This is a genomic window from Mesorhizobium sp. ESP7-2 (genome assembly GCF_020164715.1).
Classification (GTDB): domain Bacteria; phylum Pseudomonadota; class Alphaproteobacteria; order Rhizobiales; family Rhizobiaceae; genus Mesorhizobium.
In genome coordinates, this window is record NZ_JAIUGQ010000028.1 from 1 (window position 1) to 22,623 (window position 22,623).

Annotated in this window: 22 protein-coding genes; 17 read left to right on the forward strand and 5 right to left on the reverse strand. The window is 62.7% G+C overall.

Features of this window, described 5'->3' with window-relative positions:
* Positions 1 to 215: 215 nt before the first annotated feature.
* Positions 216 to 2,048, reverse strand: coding sequence for an ATP-binding protein (locus LB543_RS22940; RefSeq protein WP_224615642.1), 1,833 nt, complete (start codon positions 2,046 to 2,048; stop codon positions 216 to 218).
* Between the two features lie 155 nt (positions 2,049 to 2,203).
* Between LB543_RS22940 and LB543_RS22945 the strand changes: the two genes are divergently transcribed.
* The 3 genes from LB543_RS22945 to LB543_RS22955 are packed head-to-tail and all read left to right on the forward strand — an operon-like array spanning position 2,204 to position 3,654.
* On the forward strand, positions 2,204 to 2,767 hold the full coding sequence (locus tag LB543_RS22945; RefSeq protein ID WP_224615643.1) for a helix-turn-helix domain-containing protein: 564 nt from the start codon (positions 2,204 to 2,206) through the stop codon (positions 2,765 to 2,767).
* A gap of 4 nt (positions 2,768 to 2,771) precedes the next feature.
* A complete protein-coding gene (locus LB543_RS22950; protein ID WP_224615644.1) occupies positions 2,772 to 3,080 on the forward strand; it encodes a hypothetical protein in 309 nt (102 codons plus the stop codon).
* A 43-nt stretch (positions 3,081 to 3,123) separates the two neighbouring features.
* Positions 3,124 to 3,654, forward strand: coding sequence for a GNAT family N-acetyltransferase (locus tag LB543_RS22955; protein ID WP_224615645.1), 531 nt, complete (start codon positions 3,124 to 3,126; stop codon positions 3,652 to 3,654).
* 6 nt (positions 3,655 to 3,660) lie between these two features.
* Here LB543_RS22955 and LB543_RS22960 read toward each other — a convergent pair whose 3' ends face one another.
* Positions 3,661 to 4,548 carry a LysR substrate-binding domain-containing protein gene (locus tag LB543_RS22960; protein WP_224615646.1) on the reverse strand — a complete coding sequence of 296 codons (888 nt, stop codon included), beginning with the start codon at positions 4,546 to 4,548 and terminating at the stop codon, positions 3,661 to 3,663.
* Between the two features lie 119 nt (positions 4,549 to 4,667).
* Between LB543_RS22960 and LB543_RS22965 the strand changes: the two genes are divergently transcribed.
* The gene (locus LB543_RS22965; RefSeq protein WP_140812666.1) at positions 4,668 to 5,819 is read left to right on the forward strand and encodes a gamma-butyrobetaine dioxygenase; all 1,152 of its coding nucleotides are present in this window, start codon (positions 4,668 to 4,670) and stop codon (positions 5,817 to 5,819) included.
* A complete protein-coding gene (locus LB543_RS22970) occupies positions 5,816 to 6,400 on the forward strand; it encodes an HD domain-containing protein (RefSeq protein WP_224615647.1) in 585 nt (194 codons plus the stop codon). Before LB543_RS22965 ends, LB543_RS22970 begins: the two co-directional genes overlap by 4 nt.
* 193 nt (positions 6,401 to 6,593) lie before the next feature.
* Here LB543_RS22970 and LB543_RS22975 read toward each other — a convergent pair whose 3' ends face one another.
* The gene (locus LB543_RS22975; protein WP_224615648.1) at positions 6,594 to 8,402 is read right to left on the reverse strand and encodes an NAD(P)/FAD-dependent oxidoreductase; all 1,809 of its coding nucleotides are present in this window, start codon (positions 8,400 to 8,402) and stop codon (positions 6,594 to 6,596) included.
* Between the two features lie 446 nt (positions 8,403 to 8,848).
* On the opposite strand from LB543_RS22975, the gene LB543_RS22980 reads away from it, so the two are divergent.
* Together LB543_RS22980 and ilvN are read left to right on the forward strand one after the other, a co-directional pair.
* Complete coding sequence (locus tag LB543_RS22980) at positions 8,849 to 10,645, forward strand: acetolactate synthase 3 large subunit (RefSeq protein WP_263498798.1); 1,797 nt, start codon at positions 8,849 to 8,851, stop codon at positions 10,643 to 10,645.
* A 78-nt stretch (positions 10,646 to 10,723) separates the two neighbouring features.
* Positions 10,724 to 11,299 (forward strand): acetolactate synthase small subunit, encoded by a 576-nt coding sequence (gene ilvN / locus LB543_RS22985; protein WP_140758083.1) that lies wholly within the window; start codon positions 10,724 to 10,726, stop codon positions 11,297 to 11,299.
* An 11-nt stretch (positions 11,300 to 11,310) separates the two neighbouring features.
* Here the strand turns inward: ilvN and LB543_RS22990 are convergent, their stop codons facing one another.
* Positions 11,311 to 11,700 carry a metalloregulator ArsR/SmtB family transcription factor gene (locus tag LB543_RS22990; RefSeq protein ID WP_224615649.1) on the reverse strand — a complete coding sequence of 130 codons (390 nt, stop codon included), beginning with the start codon at positions 11,698 to 11,700 and terminating at the stop codon, positions 11,311 to 11,313.
* Between the two features lie 186 nt (positions 11,701 to 11,886).
* Between LB543_RS22990 and LB543_RS22995 the strand changes: the two genes are divergently transcribed.
* The 10 genes from LB543_RS22995 to LB543_RS23040 all read left to right on the forward strand — a co-directional run bounded on the left by LB543_RS22995 (position 11,887) and on the right by LB543_RS23040 (position 22,014).
* Entirely contained in the window at positions 11,887 to 12,834 is a 948-nt protein-coding gene (locus LB543_RS22995; protein ID WP_224592381.1) for an acyl-CoA desaturase, read from the forward strand.
* Between the two features lie 154 nt (positions 12,835 to 12,988).
* Positions 12,989 to 13,585, forward strand: coding sequence for a LysE family translocator (locus LB543_RS23000; protein ID WP_224592383.1), 597 nt, complete (start codon positions 12,989 to 12,991; stop codon positions 13,583 to 13,585).
* A gap of 102 nt (positions 13,586 to 13,687) precedes the next feature.
* Positions 13,688 to 13,978 (forward strand): type II toxin-antitoxin system RelE/ParE family toxin, encoded by a 291-nt coding sequence (locus LB543_RS23005; protein WP_224615650.1) that lies wholly within the window; start codon positions 13,688 to 13,690, stop codon positions 13,976 to 13,978.
* Positions 13,975 to 14,295 (forward strand): addiction module antidote protein, encoded by a 321-nt coding sequence (locus tag LB543_RS23010; protein ID WP_140812671.1) that lies wholly within the window; start codon positions 13,975 to 13,977, stop codon positions 14,293 to 14,295. Before LB543_RS23005 ends, LB543_RS23010 begins: the two co-directional genes overlap by 4 nt.
* A gap of 331 nt (positions 14,296 to 14,626) precedes the next feature.
* Positions 14,627 to 15,895 (forward strand): efflux RND transporter periplasmic adaptor subunit, encoded by a 1,269-nt coding sequence (locus LB543_RS23015; RefSeq protein WP_224615651.1) that lies wholly within the window; start codon positions 14,627 to 14,629, stop codon positions 15,893 to 15,895.
* Entirely contained in the window at positions 15,892 to 19,053 is a 3,162-nt protein-coding gene (locus LB543_RS23020; protein ID WP_140812673.1) for an efflux RND transporter permease subunit, read from the forward strand. Before LB543_RS23015 ends, LB543_RS23020 begins: the two co-directional genes overlap by 4 nt.
* 80 nt (positions 19,054 to 19,133) lie before the next feature.
* The gene (nthA, locus tag LB543_RS23025; protein ID WP_140758076.1) at positions 19,134 to 19,739 is read left to right on the forward strand and encodes a nitrile hydratase subunit alpha; all 606 of its coding nucleotides are present in this window, start codon (positions 19,134 to 19,136) and stop codon (positions 19,737 to 19,739) included.
* Complete coding sequence (gene nthB / locus LB543_RS23030) at positions 19,736 to 20,395, forward strand: nitrile hydratase subunit beta (protein WP_224615652.1); 660 nt, start codon at positions 19,736 to 19,738, stop codon at positions 20,393 to 20,395. The genes nthA and nthB overlap by 4 nt, the downstream gene beginning before the upstream one ends.
* The gene (locus tag LB543_RS23035; protein ID WP_224615653.1) at positions 20,382 to 20,750 is read left to right on the forward strand and encodes a nitrile hydratase accessory protein; all 369 of its coding nucleotides are present in this window, start codon (positions 20,382 to 20,384) and stop codon (positions 20,748 to 20,750) included. Before nthB ends, LB543_RS23035 begins: the two co-directional genes overlap by 14 nt.
* 136 nt (positions 20,751 to 20,886) lie before the next feature.
* Positions 20,887 to 22,014, forward strand: coding sequence for an ATP-dependent RecD-like DNA helicase (locus LB543_RS23040; RefSeq protein WP_140812675.1), 1,128 nt, complete (start codon positions 20,887 to 20,889; stop codon positions 22,012 to 22,014).
* Between the two features lie 24 nt (positions 22,015 to 22,038).
* Here LB543_RS23040 and LB543_RS23045 read toward each other — a convergent pair whose 3' ends face one another.
* On the reverse strand, positions 22,039 to 22,467 hold the full coding sequence (locus LB543_RS23045) for an STAS/SEC14 domain-containing protein (RefSeq protein ID WP_224615654.1): 429 nt from the start codon (positions 22,465 to 22,467) through the stop codon (positions 22,039 to 22,041).
* Positions 22,468 to 22,623: the final 156 nt, after the last annotated feature.

Sequence of the window (22,623 nt, forward strand, 5' to 3'; positions counted from 1 at the left end):
CGGTCTCCCTTGTTGAGATCTGCAACGACCTCATTCTGGCACATTGCGATGCCGTCGGGGGCCGTCCACCCCAACACGGACCAAAAGTCCGCTCCGCTCCGGTTCTCGAAGTCGACACCAATCGACTCAGCCTGACGAATTTCCTGACGGGATTTACCCAAGCTGTCCAACGAAGCAGAAACCACGGAAATTTGACGCGAGAGCAGCGGTTAAGCTCAATCGTTCTGCGGGCGCAGGCCGAAGGTGGCGGGTTTGAGGCCGTAGCGCGTGTCGAAATCTTCGTCCGACTGCACGCGGGCCGCCGATGACGGTTTGCGGTAGTCGGGGTCGCCGGCCTGCCGGCCGGAATCGACCACCTCGGCGAAGGCCATCGCCTGGCTCTGCGGTTTCGGCACGTTGCGCAGCCGCTCGACGATCGCCACCAGATCGACCTCGCCGGCTTTCGACGTCACTTCTTCGTCGCGCTTGGCCGTGCCGGGAAGCAGGTGAGCGGGCAGTCTTTCGAATTTCAGCCGCATGGTCGTCGCCACGCCTTCGCCGAAGGCGATCGCTTCGCGCTGGCCCATGGAAGACAGGAACGCGAGCGTGGAGGCGGACGAGTCGGCGATTGCCGAGCGGATGATCGCCTGGTCCTGCTCGTTGGCGAGCCGCATGGCGAAGAAGGTCGAGCATTGCGACAGGATGGTCGGGTCGAGCTCGCCAGGGCGCTGGGTGACGACGCCGAGATAGCAGCCATATTTGCGGCCTTCCTTGGCGATGCGCGACAGCGCATGCCGGGTCGGCGCGAAGCCGAGACGCGCATCGGCCGGCATGTAGCGGTGCGCTTCCTCGCATAAAAACAGGAGTTGCAGCTTGCCTTCGCTCCACAAGGCAAGGTCGAAGGCCAGGCGCGCCAGCACCGAACAGACGGAATTGACCACTTCCGAAGGCATCCCGGCCATCTCGAAGCAGGTTACCGGGCGGCCATGATGCGGCACGCGGAAGATGTTGCCGATCGTCTCGTGGATGGTGTCCTCGATGAGGCGCGAATTGAACATGAAGCGGTAGCGCGGATCGGCAGCCGCGGATTCGATGCGCGTCTTCAACGATTTGAGCGTCGGGCGATCGTTCTTGCTTTCGAGCAAGCCCATGCGCTCGTCGATCTGCTTGAGCAGGTCGGCGATGCGATAAGGCACCGGCGTATCGGCGGTCAGCGCATCGCTGCCGCGCCTGAGGTAGGCGCCGGAATTGGGGTTGCGATAGAGGTTTTTGGCCATCGGAACGAGGTCGCGAAGAGCGTCGATCTCTTCCGGCACCGTTTCGCGTCCGCGAAACAGCACCTCGGCGAATTCCTCCAGCGTGAACATCCAGAACGGCAGGTCGAGTGTCTTGGAATCGACCCTGACGCAATATTCGGGTAGCGAGGCCGCGAATTCGTTGTGCGGATCGAGGATCAGGATGCGCAGGTCGGGTCGCGCCGCGATCGACTTGCGCAGCAGCAGCGACACGGCGGTCGACTTGCCGACGCCGGTCGTGCCGACAATGGCGAAATGGCGCGCCAGCGTATCGTCGATCGCGATGTTGGCGGCGATGGCCTCGTCCTGCGCCAGCGAGCCGATGGTAAGGGAATGGCGGCCGGCCAGGTCATAGACTGCCTGCAGGTCGCGGGTGCGGATGCGGTGCGCGACGGCGCCGATATGCGGATAGCTGGTGATGCCGCGGTCAAAGATCGGCTTGGCGCCGGGGTCGGCGCCGTCGCGCACTTCGCCGATCAGCTCGATGCTGACCTCGATGGCGTTCTGGCCCTCATTGCTCCAGGCGCGATCCGACTTGCCGATCGCATAGACCAGGCCAACGGTGCGCGTGGTGCCCAGATTGATGGAGATCATCTTGCCCACTGTCCACAGGCCGGTGACCGCGCCGTCGACATCCTCGGCATAGGCGCTGATGGTGGCGCGCGCGCCGTCGCATTGCACGACGTTGCCCAGGATGCGCCGAACGTTCTGCTCTGCGTTGCGGCGCTCCTGCGATGTTGGTTCTCCGACGGAAGCCTCGCGTTCGACATACATGGACAGGCCAATCCCCATTTCCCTGGAGACCGGACCCTACAGGATCGGGGTTAAGGTCGGATGAGGTCGGATGGTGTAGAGAGGATTAAGGTCCGGGTGAAAATTATCGTGAGATGGCTCTTCACTCGGGTTCCCTATTTCGCTATAATGGACGAATGGATGATATAGCGAACGATATTTCCTCGACCATCGGCAGGCGCATTCACGCCGAGAGGATCATGCGGGATTGGTCGCTGGCCGAACTCGCCGAGAGGTCCGGCGTTTCCAAGGCGATGCTGAGCACGATCGAGCGCGGCATGACCAGCCCGACCGCCGCGCTTCTGGTGCGCATTGCGGCGGCCTTCGGCATGACGCTCTCGACCCTCATCGCGCGCGCGGAATTGCAAGGCGGCGGGCTGCTGCGCACGGCCGACCAGCCGGTGTGGCGCGACCCTGATACGGGCTATGTCAGGCGGCATCTGTCGCCGGCCGGCGACATGCCGCTCGAACTGATCAAGGTCCATCTGCCGGCAGGCGCGAAAGTCAGCTTGCCGGCGGCTTCCTACGCCTTCATCAAGCAACAGATCTGGCTGATTTCGGGAAAACTCGAATTCACCGAGGGGGATCAGGTGCACAGGCTCGAGCCCGGCGACTGCCTGGCACTTGGGGCGCCGTCGGATTGCACCTTCCATGCGCTGGAGCCGGGCGCCGACTATCTCGTCGCGCTGGTCAGGGGCTGACATCATGGCAAGACGGCCAAAGCGCTCCCACAATGGGGGGCCGCCTCTCGACGACTACAAGGGACCGCCATGGGGCAAGGGTGATCCTTACATCTTCCTGGCCTGGCAGGCGGCGCACGCCAAGGCATGGAAGGCGCCGAGCCGCGAGGTGATGCTGATGCGCATGGAAAAGGCTGAACGGCTCGGCCTGACCTATGAGGAATACACGCTCGAAATCCTCGAGCGCGGTCGGCATCTCAGGGAAGAGGACACCGAACGCATCGGCGCCATCAAGGCCGCGCGCAAGCGGCGGCGTGTGCGCCATCTCGACTGACCCAGCGCTGTCGATCCCATCAATCGTTTCCAGAGGACCAGATATGAATGCCATAGAAATCGGGCCATTGACCGCCAGCCAGGAAACACTCGCACTGCTGACGGATCTGCTGGTCGAAACGGTTGCCGCCGGCGGATCGGTCAGCTTCATGCATCCGCTGGCACCGGAGGCGGCAAGGGCATTCTGGGAGACGTCGCTGGCCGCGGCGGCACGAGGGCAAAGAGTGGTGCTTGGGGCATGGGACGGTGGGACTCTGGTCGGCACCGTCACCTTGCTGCTCGACTACCCGCCCAACCAGCCGCATCGGGCCGAGATCGCCAAGCTGATGACATCGGTCGAGCAGCGGGGCAGGGGCGTCGGGACACGCCTGATGCGGGCCGCCGAACGCCTCGCGGTGGAGAAGGGGCGCACGCTGCTGGTTCTGGATACGGCGACGGAGGAGGGTGCTTCAGGGCTTTATGAGAAGCTCGGCTTCACCCTGGCCGGCGAGGTACCGGATTATGCGCTGAAGCCGCATGGCGGGTTGACGGGCACGCTGATCTACTGGAAGCGTATCGGCACAGCGTCGCGGTAGCGCCAGTCAGGTCCGGGCCTTTCCGGCAAGGCGCTTCAGCAGCCAGTGGCGGAAATCCTGCTCGGCGCTGGTCAGCTGCGCGGTCGACGGCCTGGTCAGAAAATGCCCCGACGTGCTGGGGAGCTCAAAATCGGAAAGCGGGACCAGCGCCCCACTGTCGAGCGCCGCGTCGATCAAGGGGCGGGAACCCAGAAGCACGCCGGCACCGGCGCTCGCCGCCTCCATCGCGGCGACGAAACTGTCGAAGCGATGAGACCGCTGGGTATGGCCGGCCAATCCGGCCGCCGCGAACCATTCCGCCCACATCTCGCGCGCGCCGGCCACGAGAAGCAGCGGCAGCGATGTCCAGTCGGCGGCCTTGGCCAGGGCCGGACTTGCCACCGGCACAAGCCGCTCGGCGGTCAGCCTCTCGGCCTCGCGTCCAGGAAAGGACCCATTGCCGAAACGGATGTCGAGCGTCGAGCCCGGCAGATCGTAGTCGGTCGGGCGGTGGATCGTCACCAGATCGAGTTGGACGCGCGGCAGCGCCTCGGCGAGATCGGGCAGCGCCGGCACCAATGCCAGCAAGGCAAACGAGATCGGCGCCCGGATCTGGACGGTCCGCACGGCGCGCGGTTCGAACAATTCCGTGGTGCTGCTGCCAATGGTGGCGAAGGCCGACTGGATGTGCGGCAGGTAGGCGGCGCCCTCAGGCGACAGCGCGACCCCACGCGCCAGCCGCGAGAACAGCCGCGTCTTCAGCCGTTCCTCGAGCAGCCGGATATGCTGGCTGACGGCCGCCTGGGTCAGGCCGAGTTCGGCAGCCGCCGCAGTGAAATTCGACAGTCGTGCCGCGGCCTCGAAACTGCGCAGCCAGTCGAGTGGAGGCAGCGTGGGGATAGATCTCCGAGCCATTATGAAAATTCGGCCTTTGGCTAAAAAATGATAATTTGAGTTATGCCTGCGGTGCGCTCAACATGCAATCGAAGCCCAGGATCTGGCCATGGGCGGATAGACACGGGAACCTGATCTCGATGTTGACCCACGCGCTGATCGGCGACGAAGGCAGAACAATCGAACTTGGCTGGCAGGACGGAAGGCGCACCCGCTTTCACGCCATGTGGCTGCGTGACAACGCGCTCGACGACAAGACGCGCAGCGCCGGCAATGGCCAGCGCCTGGTCACCATCCTCGACATTCCGGCCGGTACGAGAATTGGCGCTGCTTCGATCAAGGCCGAAGCGCTGGAGATCAGCTTCGAACCGGAGGGAAAAACGGTCAGCTTTCCCGCCCAATGGCTTGATGCAAACGCCTATGATCGCGACGAGACACGCCAGCCCGGTTGGACAGGCGATGTCATCCAGCGCTGGACCAAGGCGACGATGCAGAACTCGCTGCCGCGCGCCAGCTATCCGGCGGCCTTCCATGGCCGCGGTGTCCTGCGCGAATGGCTTTCGGCGGTGAGGACTTATGGCTTTGCGGTGATGGACGGTCTGCCGGCCGAATCCGGGGCGCTGTGCAAGGTATCCGACTTGTTCGGCTACATCAGGGAGACCAATTACGGGCGCTGGTTCGAAGTGCGCGCCGAGGTCAATCCGAACAACCTCGCCTACACCAATCTCGGCCTGCAGGCGCATACCGACAATCCCTATCGCGATCCGGTGCCGACGCTGCAGATCCTGTCCTGCATCGAGAACACGGTGAAGGGCGGTGAATCCAGCGTCGTCGACGGCTTTGCCGTGGCGGCCGCCTTGCAGGCGGAAAATCCCGAAGGTTTTCGGCTGTTGAGCTCCCATGCGGCGCGGTTCGAATATGCAGGGTCGTCCGGTGTGCGGCTGCAGTCCAAACGGCCGATGATCGAGCTCGGACCCGATGGCGAATTGATCTGCATCCGCTTCAACAACCGCTCGCTGGCGCCGACCGTCGATGTGCCGTTCGCCGACATGGATCGCTACTATGCCGCCTACCGCCGCTTCGCCGAACTGATCGAGGATCCGTCCTTCGAAGTCACCTTCAAGCTCGAGCCCGGCCAGGCCTTCATCGTCGACAACACCCGCGTCATGCATGCGCGCAAGGCGTTTTCCGGCACCGGCAAGCGCTGGCTGCAGGGATGCTACGCGGACAAGGACGGCCTGCTGTCGACGCTCGCCGCGATCGAACACGGCTTCAAGGAGGCCGCCGAATGAGCGGCCAGGATCTGAACGCGGACACCATCGTCGAATTCATCGCCGACATCTTTGAGCGCCGGGGTGCCGAATCCTATCTCGGCGAGCCGGTGACGATGTCCGAGCACATGCTGCAAGGAGCTTGGCTGGCGGAACAGGACGGAGCGCCCGAGGTGCTGGTGGCCGCCGCGCTGCTGCACGACATCGGCCACTACACCAGTGAGTTCGGCACCTATTCCCCCGACGATGTCGAGGACAAGCACCATGACGAGGCCGGCGGCGAGGTGCTGGCGCCGTTCTTCCCGCCGGTCATCGTCGAATGCGTCCGGCTGCATGTCGCCGCCAAACGCTATCTCTGCGCCACGGACCCGACCTATTTCTCCAGGCTGTCGCCGGCTTCGGTTCATACCTTGTCGCTGCAGGGCGGACCGATGAATGTCGAAGAGGTGGCCGCGTTCCGCAAGAACCCGTTCCACGAGGAAGCGGTGCGGGTTCGCATCTGGGACGAAGGCGGCAAGGTCGCCAATATGCGGACGCGGGCGTTCCGCGACTATGTGCCGTTGCTGCAGCGCGTCGTGCACGACTTCGCCAATCGCGCCTGACGCGACCAATCACCGCGAGGAGACGGCCATGTGTTTATGCTTCGATGGTGAAAGCGCGGTGGTCGCATACCGGCCGGAGACCTGCGGCGAGCGTTTGGCTGACGTAAGTGCTTCCGCCCCGGTTGTCGATCATCCGAGCGGCGGGCTCAGCCGTCCCGCCGCCGCGGTTTCGTTCAAACCCCTCGAGGCAGGACTAAGCCTTGTGATGAACCTCCTGCAATCCGTAGACCGGTGTGGGCAAGCCAGCGTGCCGGGCTTTTAGCTGCAGCGCCAGATATTGCGAATAGTGGCGCGACTGATGGAGGTTGCCGCCATGGAACCACAGCGCCTCTTGCTGGGTCGGCTTCCACATGTTGCGTTGCTCGCCTTCCCAGGGGCCGGGATCCTTGGCGGTGTTGGAGCCAAGGCCCCAGACCTTGCCGACCTTGTCCGCCACCTCCAGCGAAATGAGGTCCGCGGCCCAGCCGTTCATCGAGCCGTAGCCGGTGGCATAGATGACGAGATCGGCCGGCAATTCGGTTCCATCGGCGAATTTGACACCGGTTTGCGTCAGCTCCTGAACCGCGGCGCCTGGTCCGCTCTTGAGCTTGATCGAACCGTCGATGACGAGGTCGCAGGCGCCGACATCGATGTAGTAGCCTGAACCACGGCGCAGATATTTCATGAAGAGGCCCGAGCCGTCATCGCCCCAGTCGAGCAGGAAGCCGGCCTTTTCCAGGTCCGCGTAGAACTTGGCGTCGCGTTCCTTCATCTGCTGGTAAAGCGGGATCTGGAATTCGTGCAGGATGCGGTAGGGCAGGGAGGCGAAGATCATGTCGGCCTTGCGCGTCGTCATGCCGTTCTCGACCGCCTGCTCCGAGTAGAGCGCGCCGAGCCCAATATCCATAAGGGTGTCGGACCTGACGATGTGCGTGGAGGAACGCTGCACCATGGTCACGTCAGCGCCACCCTCCCAGAGAGCCGCGCAGATGTCGTGGGCGGAGTTGTTGGAGCCGATGACCACGACTTTCTTGCCGCGATATTTGTCCGGGCCGGGATGGGTCGAGGAATGCTGCTGCTCGCCCTTGAAGATGTCCTGGCCCTTGTATTTGGGCCAGTTCGCCTTGCCGGACATGCCGGTGGCCAGCACCAACTGCTTGGGCTTGAGCACGATCTCTTCGCCGTCGCGTTCGACCACGACGGTCCATTCCTTGGTCTTGTCGTCGTATTTCGCGGATTTCGCCGAGGTGGAGGACCAGTAATTCAACTCCATCACCTTGGTGTACATTTCGAGCCAGTCGCCGATCTTGTCCTTGGGCGCGAAGACCGGCCAGTTCTTGGGGAAGTCGATATAGGGCAGATGGTCGTACCAGACCGGATCGTGCAGGCAGAGCGACTTGTAGCGCTTGCGCCAGGAATCGCCGGGGCGCTCGTTCTTCTCGATGATGATGGCTGAAACGCCGAGCTGGCGCAGGCGCGCGCCGAGCGCGATGCCGCCCTGGCCGCCGCCGATGATCACGACATAAGGCTGCTTGCTGCGGCCGAGTTCGGCGAGTTCATCGTCACGTTCCTCGCGCCAGGATTTCCTGTCCTTGCCGTGGCCGTGTTTGGCGCCGAGCGGGCGGGTGAAGCCCGCCTTCTCCTCATGGCCTTTGAGTTCGGCCATGGTGGTGAGCAAGGTCCAGATCAGCTCGCCCTTGAATCGCACCAGGCCGAAACCGCGCGCCACCTCGGTCTCGAAGGTGATCCAGGCGGTGGTGACGCCGTCCGCCTCGGTTGCTTCCTCGCCTTCGGCCACTTTCCAGTCGCTCGGCCGGGTCCCAGCCAGGGTTGCCGTCAGCATGTCGCGGACCTGATCCTGGCCCTCCATCGTCCTCAGGTTCCAGGTGAAGGTAACGAGGTCGCGCCAGTAGCAATCCGCCTGGAAACAGTTGACGGCCGCGTCGATGTCGCCGGTCTCCAACGCCTTGCCAAACTTGTCGAGCAGCGCTTGTGCCTTCGTTGTGGGTGTTCTCTCGAGCATGGTTTCTCCTCCGGTTGTCGGTTTCCAAGAACGCCTGTTCAGGCTTCCACTGGAACAGCAAGGGGCCGGCCAGGACCTCCCTACCTGGGGAAGGGACTCCCATTCGCCGGCAACGCGTCTCCTCCCAGGCACGTCGTCAGCCCGGGATAGTGGTGCGTCGATGGGACGGGCTCAACTGTACTATGGTAGCGCGTGGCGGAACCCCATCTCACAGGCGAGTGAATTCGTGCCGTACCCCATTGACGACCCCGCGCGTTCGCCTTTATGGTCCGCCACCATGAAAACGGCACTCATTCTCGTAGGAAGGCGCGTGGGCAAGGCGGTGTAACCGCCGGGCGAAGACCTCCCATGCGCACACACAGGCTCCCTCGGGGGCCTTTTTTATTGCCTGAAACACGACTAAACGACCAGCAACGCCCAAATGGCGGCAGTACGGGACCAGACCGATGAACAATGGACAGAGTGAGCGGCGCGAAGTGCCAAGTAGGGAAATGACTGGCGCCGAAATGGTGGTGCAGGCGCTGAAGGATAATGGCGTCAAGCATGTCTTCGGCTATCCGGGCGGCGCCGTTCTTCCGATCTATGACGAGATTTTCCAGCAGGACGAGGTCGAGCACATTCTCGTGCGGCACGAGCAGGGCGCCGGCCACGCCGCCGAGGGCTATGCGCGGTCGACCGGCAAGGCCGGCGTCATGCTGGTGACATCGGGCCCGGGCGCCACCAATGCGGTGACGCCGCTGCAGGACGCACTGATGGATTCGATCCCGCTGGTCTGCCTGACTGGCCAGGTGCCGACTTCGCTGATCGGCTCCGACGCGTTCCAGGAATGCGATACGGTCGGCATCACGCGCCCCTGCACCAAGCACAACTGGCTGGTGAAGGACGTCAACGAGCTCGCCGCGACCATCCACGAGGCCTTCCATGTCGCGACGACCGGCCGTCCCGGTCCGGTCGTGGTCGACATCCCGAAAGACGTGCAGTTCGCCAAGGGCTTCTATGTCCCGCCGCAGATCGCGCCGCGCACCAGCTACCAGCCGAAGGTCCAGGGCGACCTGGAGAAGATCAAGGCCGCGGTCGAGCTGATGGCCACCGCCAGGAAGCCGGTCATCTATTCGGGCGGCGGTGTCATCAATTCCGGCCCGGAAGCGAGCCATCTCCTGCGCGAACTGGTGGACCTCACCGGTTTCCCGATCACCTCGACGCTGATGGGTCTCGGCGCCTATCCGGCATCGGGCAAGAACTGGTTGGGCATGCTCGGCATGCACGGCACCTACGAAGCCAACATGGCCATGCATGATTGCGACGTGATGATCTGCATCGGCGCGCGTTTCGACGACCGTATCACCGGCAGGCTCAATGCGTTTTCGCCGAATTCGCGAAAAATCCATATCGATATCGATGCGTCCTCGATCAACAAGAACGTCCACACCGAAGTGCCTATCATCGGCGATGTCGGCCGGGTGCTGGAAGACATGGTGCGGCTGTGGCGGGCAACCGCCAAGACCGACAAGAAGGCGCTCTATCCCTGGTGGGAGCAGATCGCCAAATGGCGCGCGCGCGATTCACTCGCCTTCAAGATGAACAATGACGTGATCATGCCGCAATACGCCATCCAGCGGCTCTATGAACTGACCAAGACCATGGACACCTACATCACCACCGAGGTCGGTCAGCACCAGATGTGGGCGGCGCAGCACTATCATTTCGAGAAGCCGAACCGCTGGATGACATCGGGAGGCCTGGGCACGATGGGCTACGGCCTGCCGGCCGCGCTCGGCGTGCAGATCGCGCATCCCGATGCACTGGTCGTCGACATCGCCGGCGACGCCTCGGTGCAGATGACCATGCAGGAGATGAGCGCGGCGGTGCAGCACGATGCACCGATCAAGATCTTCATCCTCAACAACCAGTATATGGGCATGGTGCGGCAGTGGCAGCAGCTGCTGCACGGCAATCGTCTGTCGCATTCCTACACCGAGGCGATGCCGGACTTCGTCAAGCTGGCCGAGGCCTATGGCGGTCACGGCATTCGCTGCGACAAGCCCGACGAACTGGACGACGCGATCAAGGAGATGATCTCGGTCAGGAAGCCGGTGCTGTTCGACTGCCGCGTGGCGACGCTCGCCAACTGCTTCCCGATGATCCCTTCGGGCAAGGCGCACAACGAGATGCTGTTGCCCGACGAGGCGACCGACGAGGTCGTTGCCAATGCCATCGACGCCAAGGGCCGGGAACTGGTGTAGACGACGAGCCAAGGCAGGGCTTGTCAAAAGAAGCCGTGCGAAAACAGATAATTAGGTCCAGAATTTGAGATTCATGTCATGAACGCACAGCACCTTCAACCCACCGGGTCCGCCTACTTCATCGCCAAGGAGACGGAGAGGCCGGAAAACCACACGCTTTCCGTGCTGGTCGATAACGAACCGGGCGTGCTTGCCCGGGTCATCGGCCTGTTTTCCGGGCGCGGCTACAATATCGAGAGCCTGACTGTCTCGGAGACCGAGCATGAAAAACACCTGTCACGTATCACCATCGTGACGCGCGGCACGCCGCATGTGCTGGAACAGATCAAGCATCAGCTCGAGCGCATCGTGCCGGTCCACCGCGTCGTCGATCTCACCGTGCGTTCGCACGAGTTCGGGCAGGAGCGGCCGCTGGAGCGGGAACTGGCGCTGGTCAAGGTTGCCGGCACCGGCGAGGCCCGGGTCGAAGCGCTGCGCCTGGCGGACGCCTTCCGCGCCAGTGTCATCGACGCCAACACCGAGCATTTCATCTTCGAGATCACCGGCAAGGGCTCCAAGATCGACCAATTCATCGCCATCATGAAGCCGCTCGGCCTGGTCGAGATCTGCCGCACCGGCGTGGCGGCGATGAACCGCGGCTCGCAGGGGATGTAGGCCGACACGGATCAGTCCTCGGGTTTTGCCGATGGGGCCTCGACCTTGCCGCTGGCCAGGGCCTTGCTTTCCCTTTTCAGCGGCCGCGACACCGGGCAGACATCCTGAACGAAGCCGTTCAGGGTGTTCACCAGATTGTTCTCGACCAGCGAGTAGTGGATGAACTGTCCCTGACGCTCCCTGGCGATGAGGCCGGCCGTCTCCAGAATGTTCAGGTGCTGCGAGATCGATGGCTTCGACATGTCGAAGCGCGCCGCGATCTCGCCGGCGGTCAGCGACGAATGCGCGAGGTAGGCGAGAATCCTGCGCCGGGGCGCCGAGGACAGCGCCTCGAACACGCGCTGGATCGCCCCGCTGGCGCCGATGCCGGCCTCAGCCTCCTGTTCTGCTTTCTCGACCACTGTGCGCACCTCGTAATCGCAGACATCGTCGAGACGCCTGCCGGTATTTTCCCGAACGTCATTTAGACTATTGCCTAAATACCTAATCCGGCATAATAGATGATTAGCTTATTGCCTAAATACTGGCCGGGACGCCAAAAGGCAAGGCTGTGGTTCGGCAAATGTTCATGCGAGGAGGGGTTCCCGATGAAGACCATATCCACGGGCAGAATGATTTCTCGACAAGACAGCGACGCGCGCGATGGCAGGGTTGTCTGGATGCCGGCCAAGTCGATCTGGGTCGGCGCGATGACGGTTGTCGCCATCGTGTTCGGACCGCTTACCTTCAGCTGGAGCGCCTTTCTCCTGTTCGTCGTCACGAGCGCGGTGACGATCTGCGCCGGGCATTCGGTCGGCATGCACCGGCTGCTCATCCATCGCTCCTTCAAGGTCCACATCTGGATCGAACACGCGCTGGTCTATCTCGGCGTTCTGGTCGGCATGGCCGGCCCTTTCGGGATGATCCATGCGCATGACATCCGTGACTGGGCACAGCGCCAGGCGGCCTGCCACGACCTGCATGCGCACCGCCGGCCGTTTTTCATCGACGCCTTCTGGCAGATGCATTGCGCGGTCGTCTTGCGCGATCCGCCCGATTTCGTCATCGAGCCGTCGATCAGGAATGACCGGTTCTACAAATTCCTGGAACGCACATGGATGCTGCAGCAGCTGCCATGGGCCGTTCTGTTCTTGGCTGTCGGCGGCTGGAGCTGGGTCGTCTGGGGCATCGCGGTGCGTGTTTCGGTATCCCTCACCGGACATTGGCTGGTCGGCCATTTCGCGCATCGGGGCGGGGACCAGGGATGGTGCGTGGATGGCGTGGCGGTGCAGGGCTACAATCTGCCACGGTTCGGATTGGTCACGTTCGGCGAGAGTTTTCACGGCAATCATCACGCCTTTCCCGAATCGGCGCGGCTCGGCCTGGAGCGGGGGCAGATCGACCTTGGCTGGATCTTCATCCGGGTTCTTGCCGGCCTCGGTCTCGCTCACGGCGTAAAGCTGCCGGAGAATACGCCAAGGCGGAAGGGGTTGCGCCGGCTACGCGGCAGGGAGCAGGGCATGGCTGTCGTTGACAGGCGGTTGCCGGCTTCATGATCATGGGCAGCCAGCGGCCGCGAGTGGACCAACGGATTGCTGTTGCGGCAGGTGCTTCGGGTATCTAAGTCAATATTGCTGACCTTCCTGTTTTTACGCAATTTCGGATGGAAAACCGCTACGCACTTTTCCTGGAATTGCGCTAGTGAGCCCGATGTCACTCGATGCATTCCTCGCACTGCTCGTCTATGCCTTCGTGACGTCGATCACGCCGGGGCCGAACAACCTCATGCTGCTGGCCTCCGGCGTCAATTTCGGACTGGTCAGAAGCGTGCCGCACATGCTCGGCATCAGCATCGGTTTTCTCGTCCTGTTGCTCGCCGTCGGCTTCGGGCTTGGCGCGGTGCTGACCGCGTTCCCGACGCTGCACACCGGGCTGAAGATAGCCGGCGCCGTCTATCTGCTCTACCTGGCCTGGAAGATCGCGATGTCACGCTCGCTTGGCGGCAAGGGTGAGACGGATGCGCGGCCGATGCGCTTCATCGATGCGGCGGCTTTCCAATGGGTCAATCCCAAGGCCTGGGTGATGGCGATCACCGCGATGGCCGTCTACACCAATCCGGAGCGGCCGTTCCTGTCCGTCGTCCTGATTGGCATGGCTTTCACCGTGGTCAATCTTCCCAGCGTCTCGGTCTGGGCGGGATTCGGTACGGCGTTACGCGGTTTCCTGTCCGACCCGATGCGGCTGAAATGGTTCAACATAGCCATGGGCGTGCTGCTGGCGGCGACGCTTTGGCCAATGCTGCGGTAAGTTAAGGCCTTCAGGCGCGGCACGCACAAAGCGGGGGCATTCTGTAAACTCTGGTTCACATCTATTTTGACTATTTGTGAACTATGGACTACAAAGCGATCCATGATCGAAGTCCGGAAAACAGCTGAATTCGCCGGCTGGTTCAAGTCCCTCAAGGATGTCCGCGCCAAGGCTCGCATTCAGATTCGGATCGATCGTGTCGAGCTCGGCAACCTTGGCGATGCCAAGTTTTTCGATGGCATCGGCGAATTGCGGGTCGACCATGGTCCGGGCTATCGCATCTATTTCGTCAAGGCGAGCAACACGATCATTATCCTGCTCTGCGGCGGCGACAAGTCATCACAAAAGGCTGACATCAAGAAAGCCATCGGCATGGCGAAGGAGGTCAAATGACCATCGAAACCACCAAATGGGACGCTTCAGAATTCCTCGACAGCGAGGAGGCAATCTTCGCTTATATCGAAGCGGCCTTCGAAGACGGCGATCCCGCCCTTATCACCCATGCGCTCGGCAACGTGGCCAGATCTCGGGGCATGACATCCATTGCCAAAGACGCTGGCGTGACACGTGAGGCGCTGTACAAGGCTCTAAGCGACAAGGGCGATCCCAAACTTTCAACCCTGCTCGGCGTCATGAGGGCACTCGGGCTCAGATTGACGGCGGAGGCCGTACCAAAGGACAATCATGCCGAGGCACGCCTCGCAGGCTAGCTCGCCATAAAAGCGACGTAACCAACGTGGCGCCCGATGGCTTCGACGAGATGGCTTGCCAAGTAACTCACGGCATGAAAGCCCCCAAAGCCGGCCTGGTTGAGGCCGGACGAAAGTGCGTGATCTCGTCTCACGACGCTGAATGTGTCCCATCGGCCCGGCTGCACAACTATTGTGCAGTGCACATTAAATCTTCGTAATGCCGTGTTTTGGCCCTTTTCCGACAAACCCGCGTCCTATCTATTCGGCGAAATCGCGGCAATGAGCCGTGAATTGCGCTAGAATACGACCACCTGGATATGGCGTGTCGGACGGAGAGGTCTTTTTGTCGATGCGTGGAAAAGTCATTCTATTATTGCTTGCGGTCGCATGTGTCGGCGCGGCCTGGCTCTATCTGTCGCCAGACGCGCTGAACAAGGCACGGCAGATCATCGGCGCAAAGCAGGTCGCCGCGACAGACAAGCCGGCGGCCGACAAGCCGGCAGGCGGCAAACAGTCCGGTGGCGGCGGTGGCGCCCGTTCGGCCTCGATCGTTTCGGCGACGGCAACGACGGCCGACTTTCCGATCCGCCGCTATGCCATCGGCTTCGTCTCCTCTCCGGCCGTGGTCAACATCAACGCGCGCGTCTCCAGCCAGATCGTGTCGATCGACGTCAAGGACGGGCAGATGGTGAAGGCAGGCGACCTCCTGTTCTCGCTCGACGACCGGGCGCTGAAGGCTCAACTCGCCAAGGACCAGGCAACACTTGCCAAGGACCAGGCGCTGCTCGCCAGTTCGAGTTCCGATCTTCAGCGCGCCAAGGACCTTGTCGCCAAACAGGCCGGTACGCAGCAGACTTACGATCAGGCCGTTGCCGCGCAGAAGGCGGCGGCGGCGACCGTCGATGCCGACAAGGCGACGATCGACGCGGACAATGTCCAGCTTGGCTTTGCCACCATCACCGCGCCGATCGCCGGCAGGCTGGGTGCCGTGAATGTCGCCGTCGGCGACCTCGTGACTGTCAGCAATGGCAACAGCAGCACGGCGACGCCGCTGGTGACCATCACCCAGATGGACCCGCTGCAGGTCAACTTCAATCTGCCGGAAAGCGACCTTGCGCTGCTGCACAAGACGCTTGCCAATCCACAGCAGAACGCCGTGACGTTGACCCAAAGCGGCGACCCGACGCCGATCGGCAAGGGCACGCTCGATTTCGTCGATTCCAGCGTCGACACCGCGTCGGGCACAATCGCCACTCGGGCAAGCATTCCCAATGCCGATCTTTCGCTATGGCCCGGCCAGTATGTGAACGTCGTGCTCGACGCCGGCGTCATGCCGCGGATGACCTCGGTTCCGACCGTCGCGGTCCAGCCCAGCCAGAAGGGGTCGTTCGTCTATGTGGTCAAGCCCGACAACACCGTCGAGATGCGGCCGGTGCAGGTGGCGCTGACCGAAGGCCAAAACAGCGCCATCAGCCAAGGGCTGAAAAGCGGTGAGAAGGTCGTCACCGAAGGCCAGACAAGGCTGAAGGACGGTGCGGCGGTGCATGAAGGCAAGGCCACGGCGAATGCCGCGCCCAAGGTGGCCGAGGCGACCAACGCCGGCGAGGCGGCCCAATGATTTCCGAATTCTGCATTCGCAGGCCCGTCGCAACGCTGCTGATGTCGTTCGCCCTCATTCTGGGCGGTATTTTCGCTTACAAGTTCCTGCCGGTGGCGGCACTGCCGAGCGCGGAGTTCCCGGTGGTCAACGTGTCGGCACAGCTGCCTGGCGCATCGCCGGAAACCATGGCCACATCCGTGGCGACGCCGCTGATCAAGCAGTTCGCGACCATCGCCGGCATCGATTCCATTTCGACCACCAACTCGCTCGGTCAGACTTCGATCGCCATCCAGTTCGTGCTCAACCGCGACATCGACGCGGCCGCGGCCGACGTCCAGGCGGCAATCGCGCGCACGCAGCGGCAACTGCCGCCGGAGATGACGGCCCCGCCCAGCTACCGCAAGGTCAATCCGGCCGACGCGCCGATCCTTTTGATGTCGCTGGTCAGCGATACGGTCCCGCTGACGGATCTCGATGCTTTCGCGGAAAATGTCATCTCGCCTTCGCTTTCGACGATCGATGGTGTGGCGCAGGTTTCGATCTATGGCCAGCAGAAATATGCGGTGCGTGTCCAGATTGATCCGACCGCGCTGGCGGCGCGCGGCATCTCGATCGACCAGTTGCAGACGGCGATCGCATCCGCCAACAGCAACACGCCGCTCGGCGTGCTGCAGAACAACAAGCAGCAGCTCACCATCACCGCCAACACCCAGCTCACCAACGCTGCCGGCTTCTCCAACCTCATCATCGCCACCAAGAACGGCCATCCCGTGCGGTTGGGGGAGGTGACACGTGTCATCGATTCGGTTCAGACCACCACGACGGCGAGCTGGTATGATGGCACCCGCGCCATCATCCTCGCAGTCCAGCGCCAGCCCGACGCCAACACGGTCGACGTGGTCGACAAGGTCAAGGCGATGCTGCCCTCGTTCCAGGATCAGATGCCGGCAGCTGCCTCGATCAAGCTTCTCAACGACCGCTCGACATCGATCCGCCAGGCCGTCAACGACGTGCAGTTCACGCTGCTTCTGACCATCGCGCTGGTGGTGATGGTGATCTTCGTGTTCCTGCGCCGTGTCACCGCGACGATCATTCCTGCGGTGGCGGTGCCGATTTCGCTGATCGCAACGCTCGGCGCGATGTTCCTGTTCGGCTTTTCCATCGACAATATCTCATTGATGGGCCTGACACTGGCGGTGGGGCTCGTCGTCGACGACGCCATCGTGATGCTCGAGAACATCTTCCGTCACATGGAAGAGGATGGGCTGTCAGCGTTCGACGCGGCGCTGAAAGGCGCGCGCGAGATCGGTTTCACCATCATCTCGATCTCGATCTCGCTGGTGGCTGTGTTCATTCCCGTGCTTCTGATGGGCGGTGTGATCGGGCGCATCTTCAACGAATTCGCCGTCGTGGTGACCGTCGCGATCCTGGCGTCGATGTTCGTGTCGCTGACGCTGACGCCCATGCTTTGTTCGCGGCTGCTGTCTGTCAGCAAGGCCGACCGTGAGGCACATGGCGGTGGCCACAGGCATGATCTTTTCACACGCAGCTATGACTGGATTTTGACCTTCTGCCTGCGGCACACCTTCCTAGTGTTTCTGGTCTTCATCGGAACGGCTGCACTGTCGGTATGGCTGATCCAGATTTCTCCAAAAGGCTTTTTCCCACAAGAGGATATCGGCCAAGTGTCGGTGACGACGATTGCCCGGCAGGACATTTCCTTCGACGCCATGGTCAAACTGCAGAGCCAGGTTGCCGATGTCTTCTCGCATTCCCCATACGTAACACATGTGGCCTGGTCAGTCGGCGGTGGGGGCAGCGCCCTCAATCAGGGCCGTCTCTATGTGCAGCTCAAGGATAAGAGCCAGCGCCCCGACATCGAGAAGGTGCAGGCCGATCTGAGGCGGCAGCTTTCCAGTGTGGCCGGTATCGAAACTTACATGCAGCCGGTGCAGAACCTCAGGCTCGGTTCGCGTTCCTCCGCCAGCGCTTATCAGCTTGTCGTGCAAGGCCTCGATACGGCGCAGGCCGATATCTGGGCGCAGAAGATGGACGACGCCATGGCGGCGGACCACGCGACCTTCACCGACGTCACCAGCGATCTGCAGAACAATGCGCTGCAGGCAACGCTGGTGGTCGACCGTGACAAGGCCGCCCAACTCGGCATCGACACCGATACGCTGCGTTCAAGTCTCTATGGCGGTTTCGGCACCGCACAGGTCTCGACGATCTTCGGTTCGGCCGACAGCTACGAGGTCGTCATGGAGCTCGATCCGAAAATCGAATGGTCGCCGGAGCGGATGCTGGCCATTCAGGTCAGGACGGCGAGCGGCAGGTTGGTGCCGCTTGGCGCCTTCGCCCGGGTCGATCGCACGGCTGGAGCTTTGACCGTCAACCAACTCGGTCAGCTCCCGGCGGTGACGATCTCCTACAATCTGCCGCAAGGCGTGGCGCTCGGCGACAGCGTGACGCGCATCAACGCGATCAAAGAGCAGATCGGCATGCCGAAGGCGATCTCGACCACTTTTGCCGGCACGGCCAAGACCTTCCAGGATTCACTTGCCAACCAGGGCCTGCTGATCGGCGGCGCGATCCTGACCATCTATATCGTGCTCGGCATCCTCTATGAGAGCTTCATCCACCCGCTCACCATTCTCACGGGCCTGCCATCGGCGGTGTTGGGAGCGCTCGTTGCGCTGCGCTTCGCCGGCATGGACCTGTCGGTCATCGCGGTGATCGGCATCCTGATGCTGATCGGCATCGTCAAGAAGAACGGCATCATGATGGTCGACGTCGCGCTCGAACTGCGACGAGAAGGCATGTCGGCCACGGACTCCATCCACAAGGCCTGCCTGATGCGGTTCAGGCCGATCATGATGACGACGCTGGCGGCACTGATGGGCACGTTTCCGATCGCGCTCGGTACCGGCGCCAGCGCGGAACTTCGCCAGCCGCTGGGCGTAGCCGTCGTCGGCGGCCTGCTCGCCTCGCAGGCGCTGACGCTGTTCGTGACGCCGGTGATCTACGTCTATATGGAGAACTTCTCCGGCTGGCTCGTCGGTCTCTTGCCAAAGCGCAAGGGCGAGATGCATCTGGTCGAAGAAGGCGATCAGCCTTCGCTGTTCGGCACCAATGACGACATCCCGGCTGAGCCGCAGAAGACGGCCGCTGAGTAGCAGGGCAGGCAAGACGCCGGTCCCCGTTGGCCCAAGCCATGGAGCTTGCGGCCGGCGGGTCGGAACCGTAATTTGCCGTCATGTCCCACGATCATGACCATGACAACGAACTCGATCCGTTTGCCGCCCGGGTGCGGGCGCTCGAAACCATCCTGACCCGCAAGGGGCTGATCGATCCGGCCGCGATCGACGTCATCGTCGATACCTACGAGACGAAAATCGGCCCGCGCAACGGCGCCAGGGTGGTGGCCAAGGCGTGGAGCGATCCCGCCTTTGCCGAGTGGCTGAAGCGCGATGCGACGGCGGCGATCGAATCGCTGGGCTATAGCGGGCGCCAAGGCGAGCACATGCAGGCGGTTTTCAACACCGGGGATACCCACAACCTCGTCGTCTGCACGCTGTGCTCCTGCTATCCCTGGTCGGTGCTTGGCTTGCCGCCGGTGTGGTACAAGGCGCCGCCCTACCGGTCGCGGGCGGTGATCGATCCGCGCGGCGTGCTCGAGGAATTCGGGCTGGTGCTGCCGGCCGGGACGAAGATACGCGTCTGCGATTCGACGGCGGAACTGCGCTATCTCGTCGTGCCGATGCGGCCCGAGCGCACCGAAGGCTGGAGCGAGGAGCGGCTGGCCGAACTGGTCAGCCGCGATGCGATGATCGGCACCGCTCTGGCGAGGCAACCGGCATGAACGGGCCGCAGGATCTCGGCGGACAGATGGGATTCGGCCCGATCTCGCCCGAAAAGGATGAACCCTATTTCCATGCGGAATGGGAGAGGCGGGCGCTCGGCGTGACGCTCTGCGCCGGCGGCATGGGGGCTTGGAACATCGACGAGAGCCGGCACGCGCGGGAATCGCTGCATCCGGCCGACTATTATGGCTCGAGCTACTATCAAATCTGGATCAAGGCGCTGGAGACCCTACTCAAGCGGCACGGCTTCGTCAGCGAGCGCGACCTCAGGGCAGGCGAGGCGATCGATCCGGCGGCGACCCCGAAACGGGTGCTGAAGGCCGAGAATGTGCCGGCCGTTCTGGCCAAGGGCGGTCCTTGTGACCGGCCGGTCGAGACAGCGCCGCGCTTCAAGGCCGGTGATTCGGTGCGAACCAAAAACATCAACCCGACCGGTCATACCAGGCTGCCGCGTTATGCGCGGGACAAGCAGGGCACGATCGAGGCGGTGCGCGACGGCTTCGTCTTTCCCGACAGCAACGCGCATGGGCAGGGCGAGAATCCGCAGTGGGTCTATACCGTGGTTTTCGATGGCACGGAAATCTGGGGCGAGGGCGCCGACCCGACACTGAGCGTCTCGATCGACGCCTGGGAGAGTTATCTTGAGCCGGTCTGAGGCCAAGAAGGGGCCTGCCGCCAGTTTGCCCACCGGCCTCGACGCACCGGTTTTCGCCGAGCCATGGCAGGCCGAAGCGTTCGCCATGACGGTGGCGCTGCACGACAAGGGCCTGTTTTCGTGGGGCGAGTGGGCGGATGCCCTGTCAGCCGAGGTGAAGAAGCCAGGTGCCGCGGCGGACGGCCATGATTATTACGAGCATTGGCTGGCGGCGCTGGAAGGGCTGCTTGCCTCCAAGGGGCTGGCCGCCAAGCCCGACGTCGATGCGATGGCACAGGCCTGGGAGCGCGCCGCGCATGCCACGCCGCATGGCAAGCCGATCCTGCTGGAGAACGATCCGCGCGCTGCCAGCTGAAGTTGCGCGGCTGCTTTTTTCGTTCCCTTTACGTTCTTGCTTGCGGCTGATAGCCTGAACCGCAGTCGCCACCGGCTGTGTCGATGCTGGTGGCGGCTATCTTGTCTTTGCCTTGCGAATCCGGTCACACGATCAGATGGAATTTTCACCCCAACAAGATGAGGCGCTGCAGGCGGTCGCCCGCTGGCTGAAGACCGGCAAGCCGCAGTTGTTCCGGCTTTTCGGCTATGCCGGGACCGGAAAGACGACGCTGGCGCGCTATTTTGCCGAGCATGTCGACGGCCAGGTGCAGTTCGCCGCCTTCACCGGCAAGGCGGCGCAAGTGCTGCGCTCCAAGGGCGCGGTCAACGCCCGCACCATCCATTCGCTCATTTACCGGCCCAAGGGCGAGGAATCGGTGGCCGACGAGGTGACCGGCAAGACCTCGATGTCGCCGACCTTTTCGCTCAACCGGCAGAGCCCGATCTCGCGCGCGAAACTGGTCGTCATCGACGAATGCTCGATGGTCGACGAGCAGCTTGGCCGCGACCTGATGAGTTTCGGAACGCCGATCCTGGTGCTGGGCGATCCCGGCCAGTTGCCGCCGATCTCGGGCGGCGGCTTCTTCACCGATCACGAGCCCGACTTCTTGCTGACCGAAATCCACCGGCAGGCGCGCGACAATCCGATCCTGCGGCTGGCGCTCGACGTGCGCGAGGGCCGCGAATTCATGCGCGGCGACTATGGCACCGCGCAGGTGATCGGCAAGGAAGACGTCAACCAGGAACTGGTGCTGAGGGCCGACCAGGTGCTGGTCGGCACCAACCGCACGCGGCGGCGCTACAACCAGCGCCTGCGCGAACTGAAAGGCTTCAATGCCGATTACCCACAAGCGGGCGACAAGCTGGTGTGCCTGCGCAACGATCCGGCCAAAGGCCTGCTCAACGGCTCGCTGTGGAAGGTGATGACGTCGTCGCGCGAGACGGTGAAGCCCGGCATCAACCTTCTGGTTTCGCCCGAAGAGGACGATCCGGATCGCGGCGTCGCCAAGATCAAGCTGCTCAAGGCGGCGTTCGAGGATCCGGACGCCGAAATCCCCTGGCAGCAGAAGAAGCGCTTCGACGATTTCGACTATGGCTATGCGCTGACGGTGCACAAGGCACAGGGCTCGCAGTGGAACGAGATCGTGCTGTTCGACGAAAGCTGGGCCTTCAAGGAAACGCGCCAGCGCTGGCTTTACACGGCCATCACCCGGGCCGCAGAACGACTGACCATCGTCAGATAGAAGCGGGGAGACGGAAACCGCGTTTCATTGTTTTTCTGGAGCGGGTGTGGCCTCCTCACTCGTCGGCTTCGCGCCGAGCCATTCCCAGGCAGCAGCTTCGTCCTCGAGCTTGAAATACCTGAATTCGACGGGCGACGAATCGGGCAAGGCGCGTCGCGCGTTCGGCGTCCAGTCAGGGGCGCCGATCGCCGCGCAACGGCCAATATGTTCCAATGCCTGGACGGCACCCTTCTTGATGGTCTCATCGGAGATATCCGCCCAGTCGACGCCCTCGTGATCGACTATGCGTACAGCCACATCGATTCTCTGATGGAGCAAATAGGCCGCCTCCAGCAGGCCGAACAGGTTCTCGGCATCCGCAGCCGAGACATGGCCGACCACATCGATGGCAAAGAGGTCGTCGCGGCTGGTGTCGATGCGGCGAATCGCTGGCACGGATTGGAGGAAATTCAAGGCGGTGCCTCCCTTTCGCGGAATATGTTGGTCTTCTGGAACACCGGAAAGGCCCTATCTGTTCCCGTCAAAGACGCTATAGATGCGCCGTCTCAAATGCGCCGCGCCGGAACGAATGAGCGTGGCGTGCCTCGATCGCCTGTTTCACGGACGCCA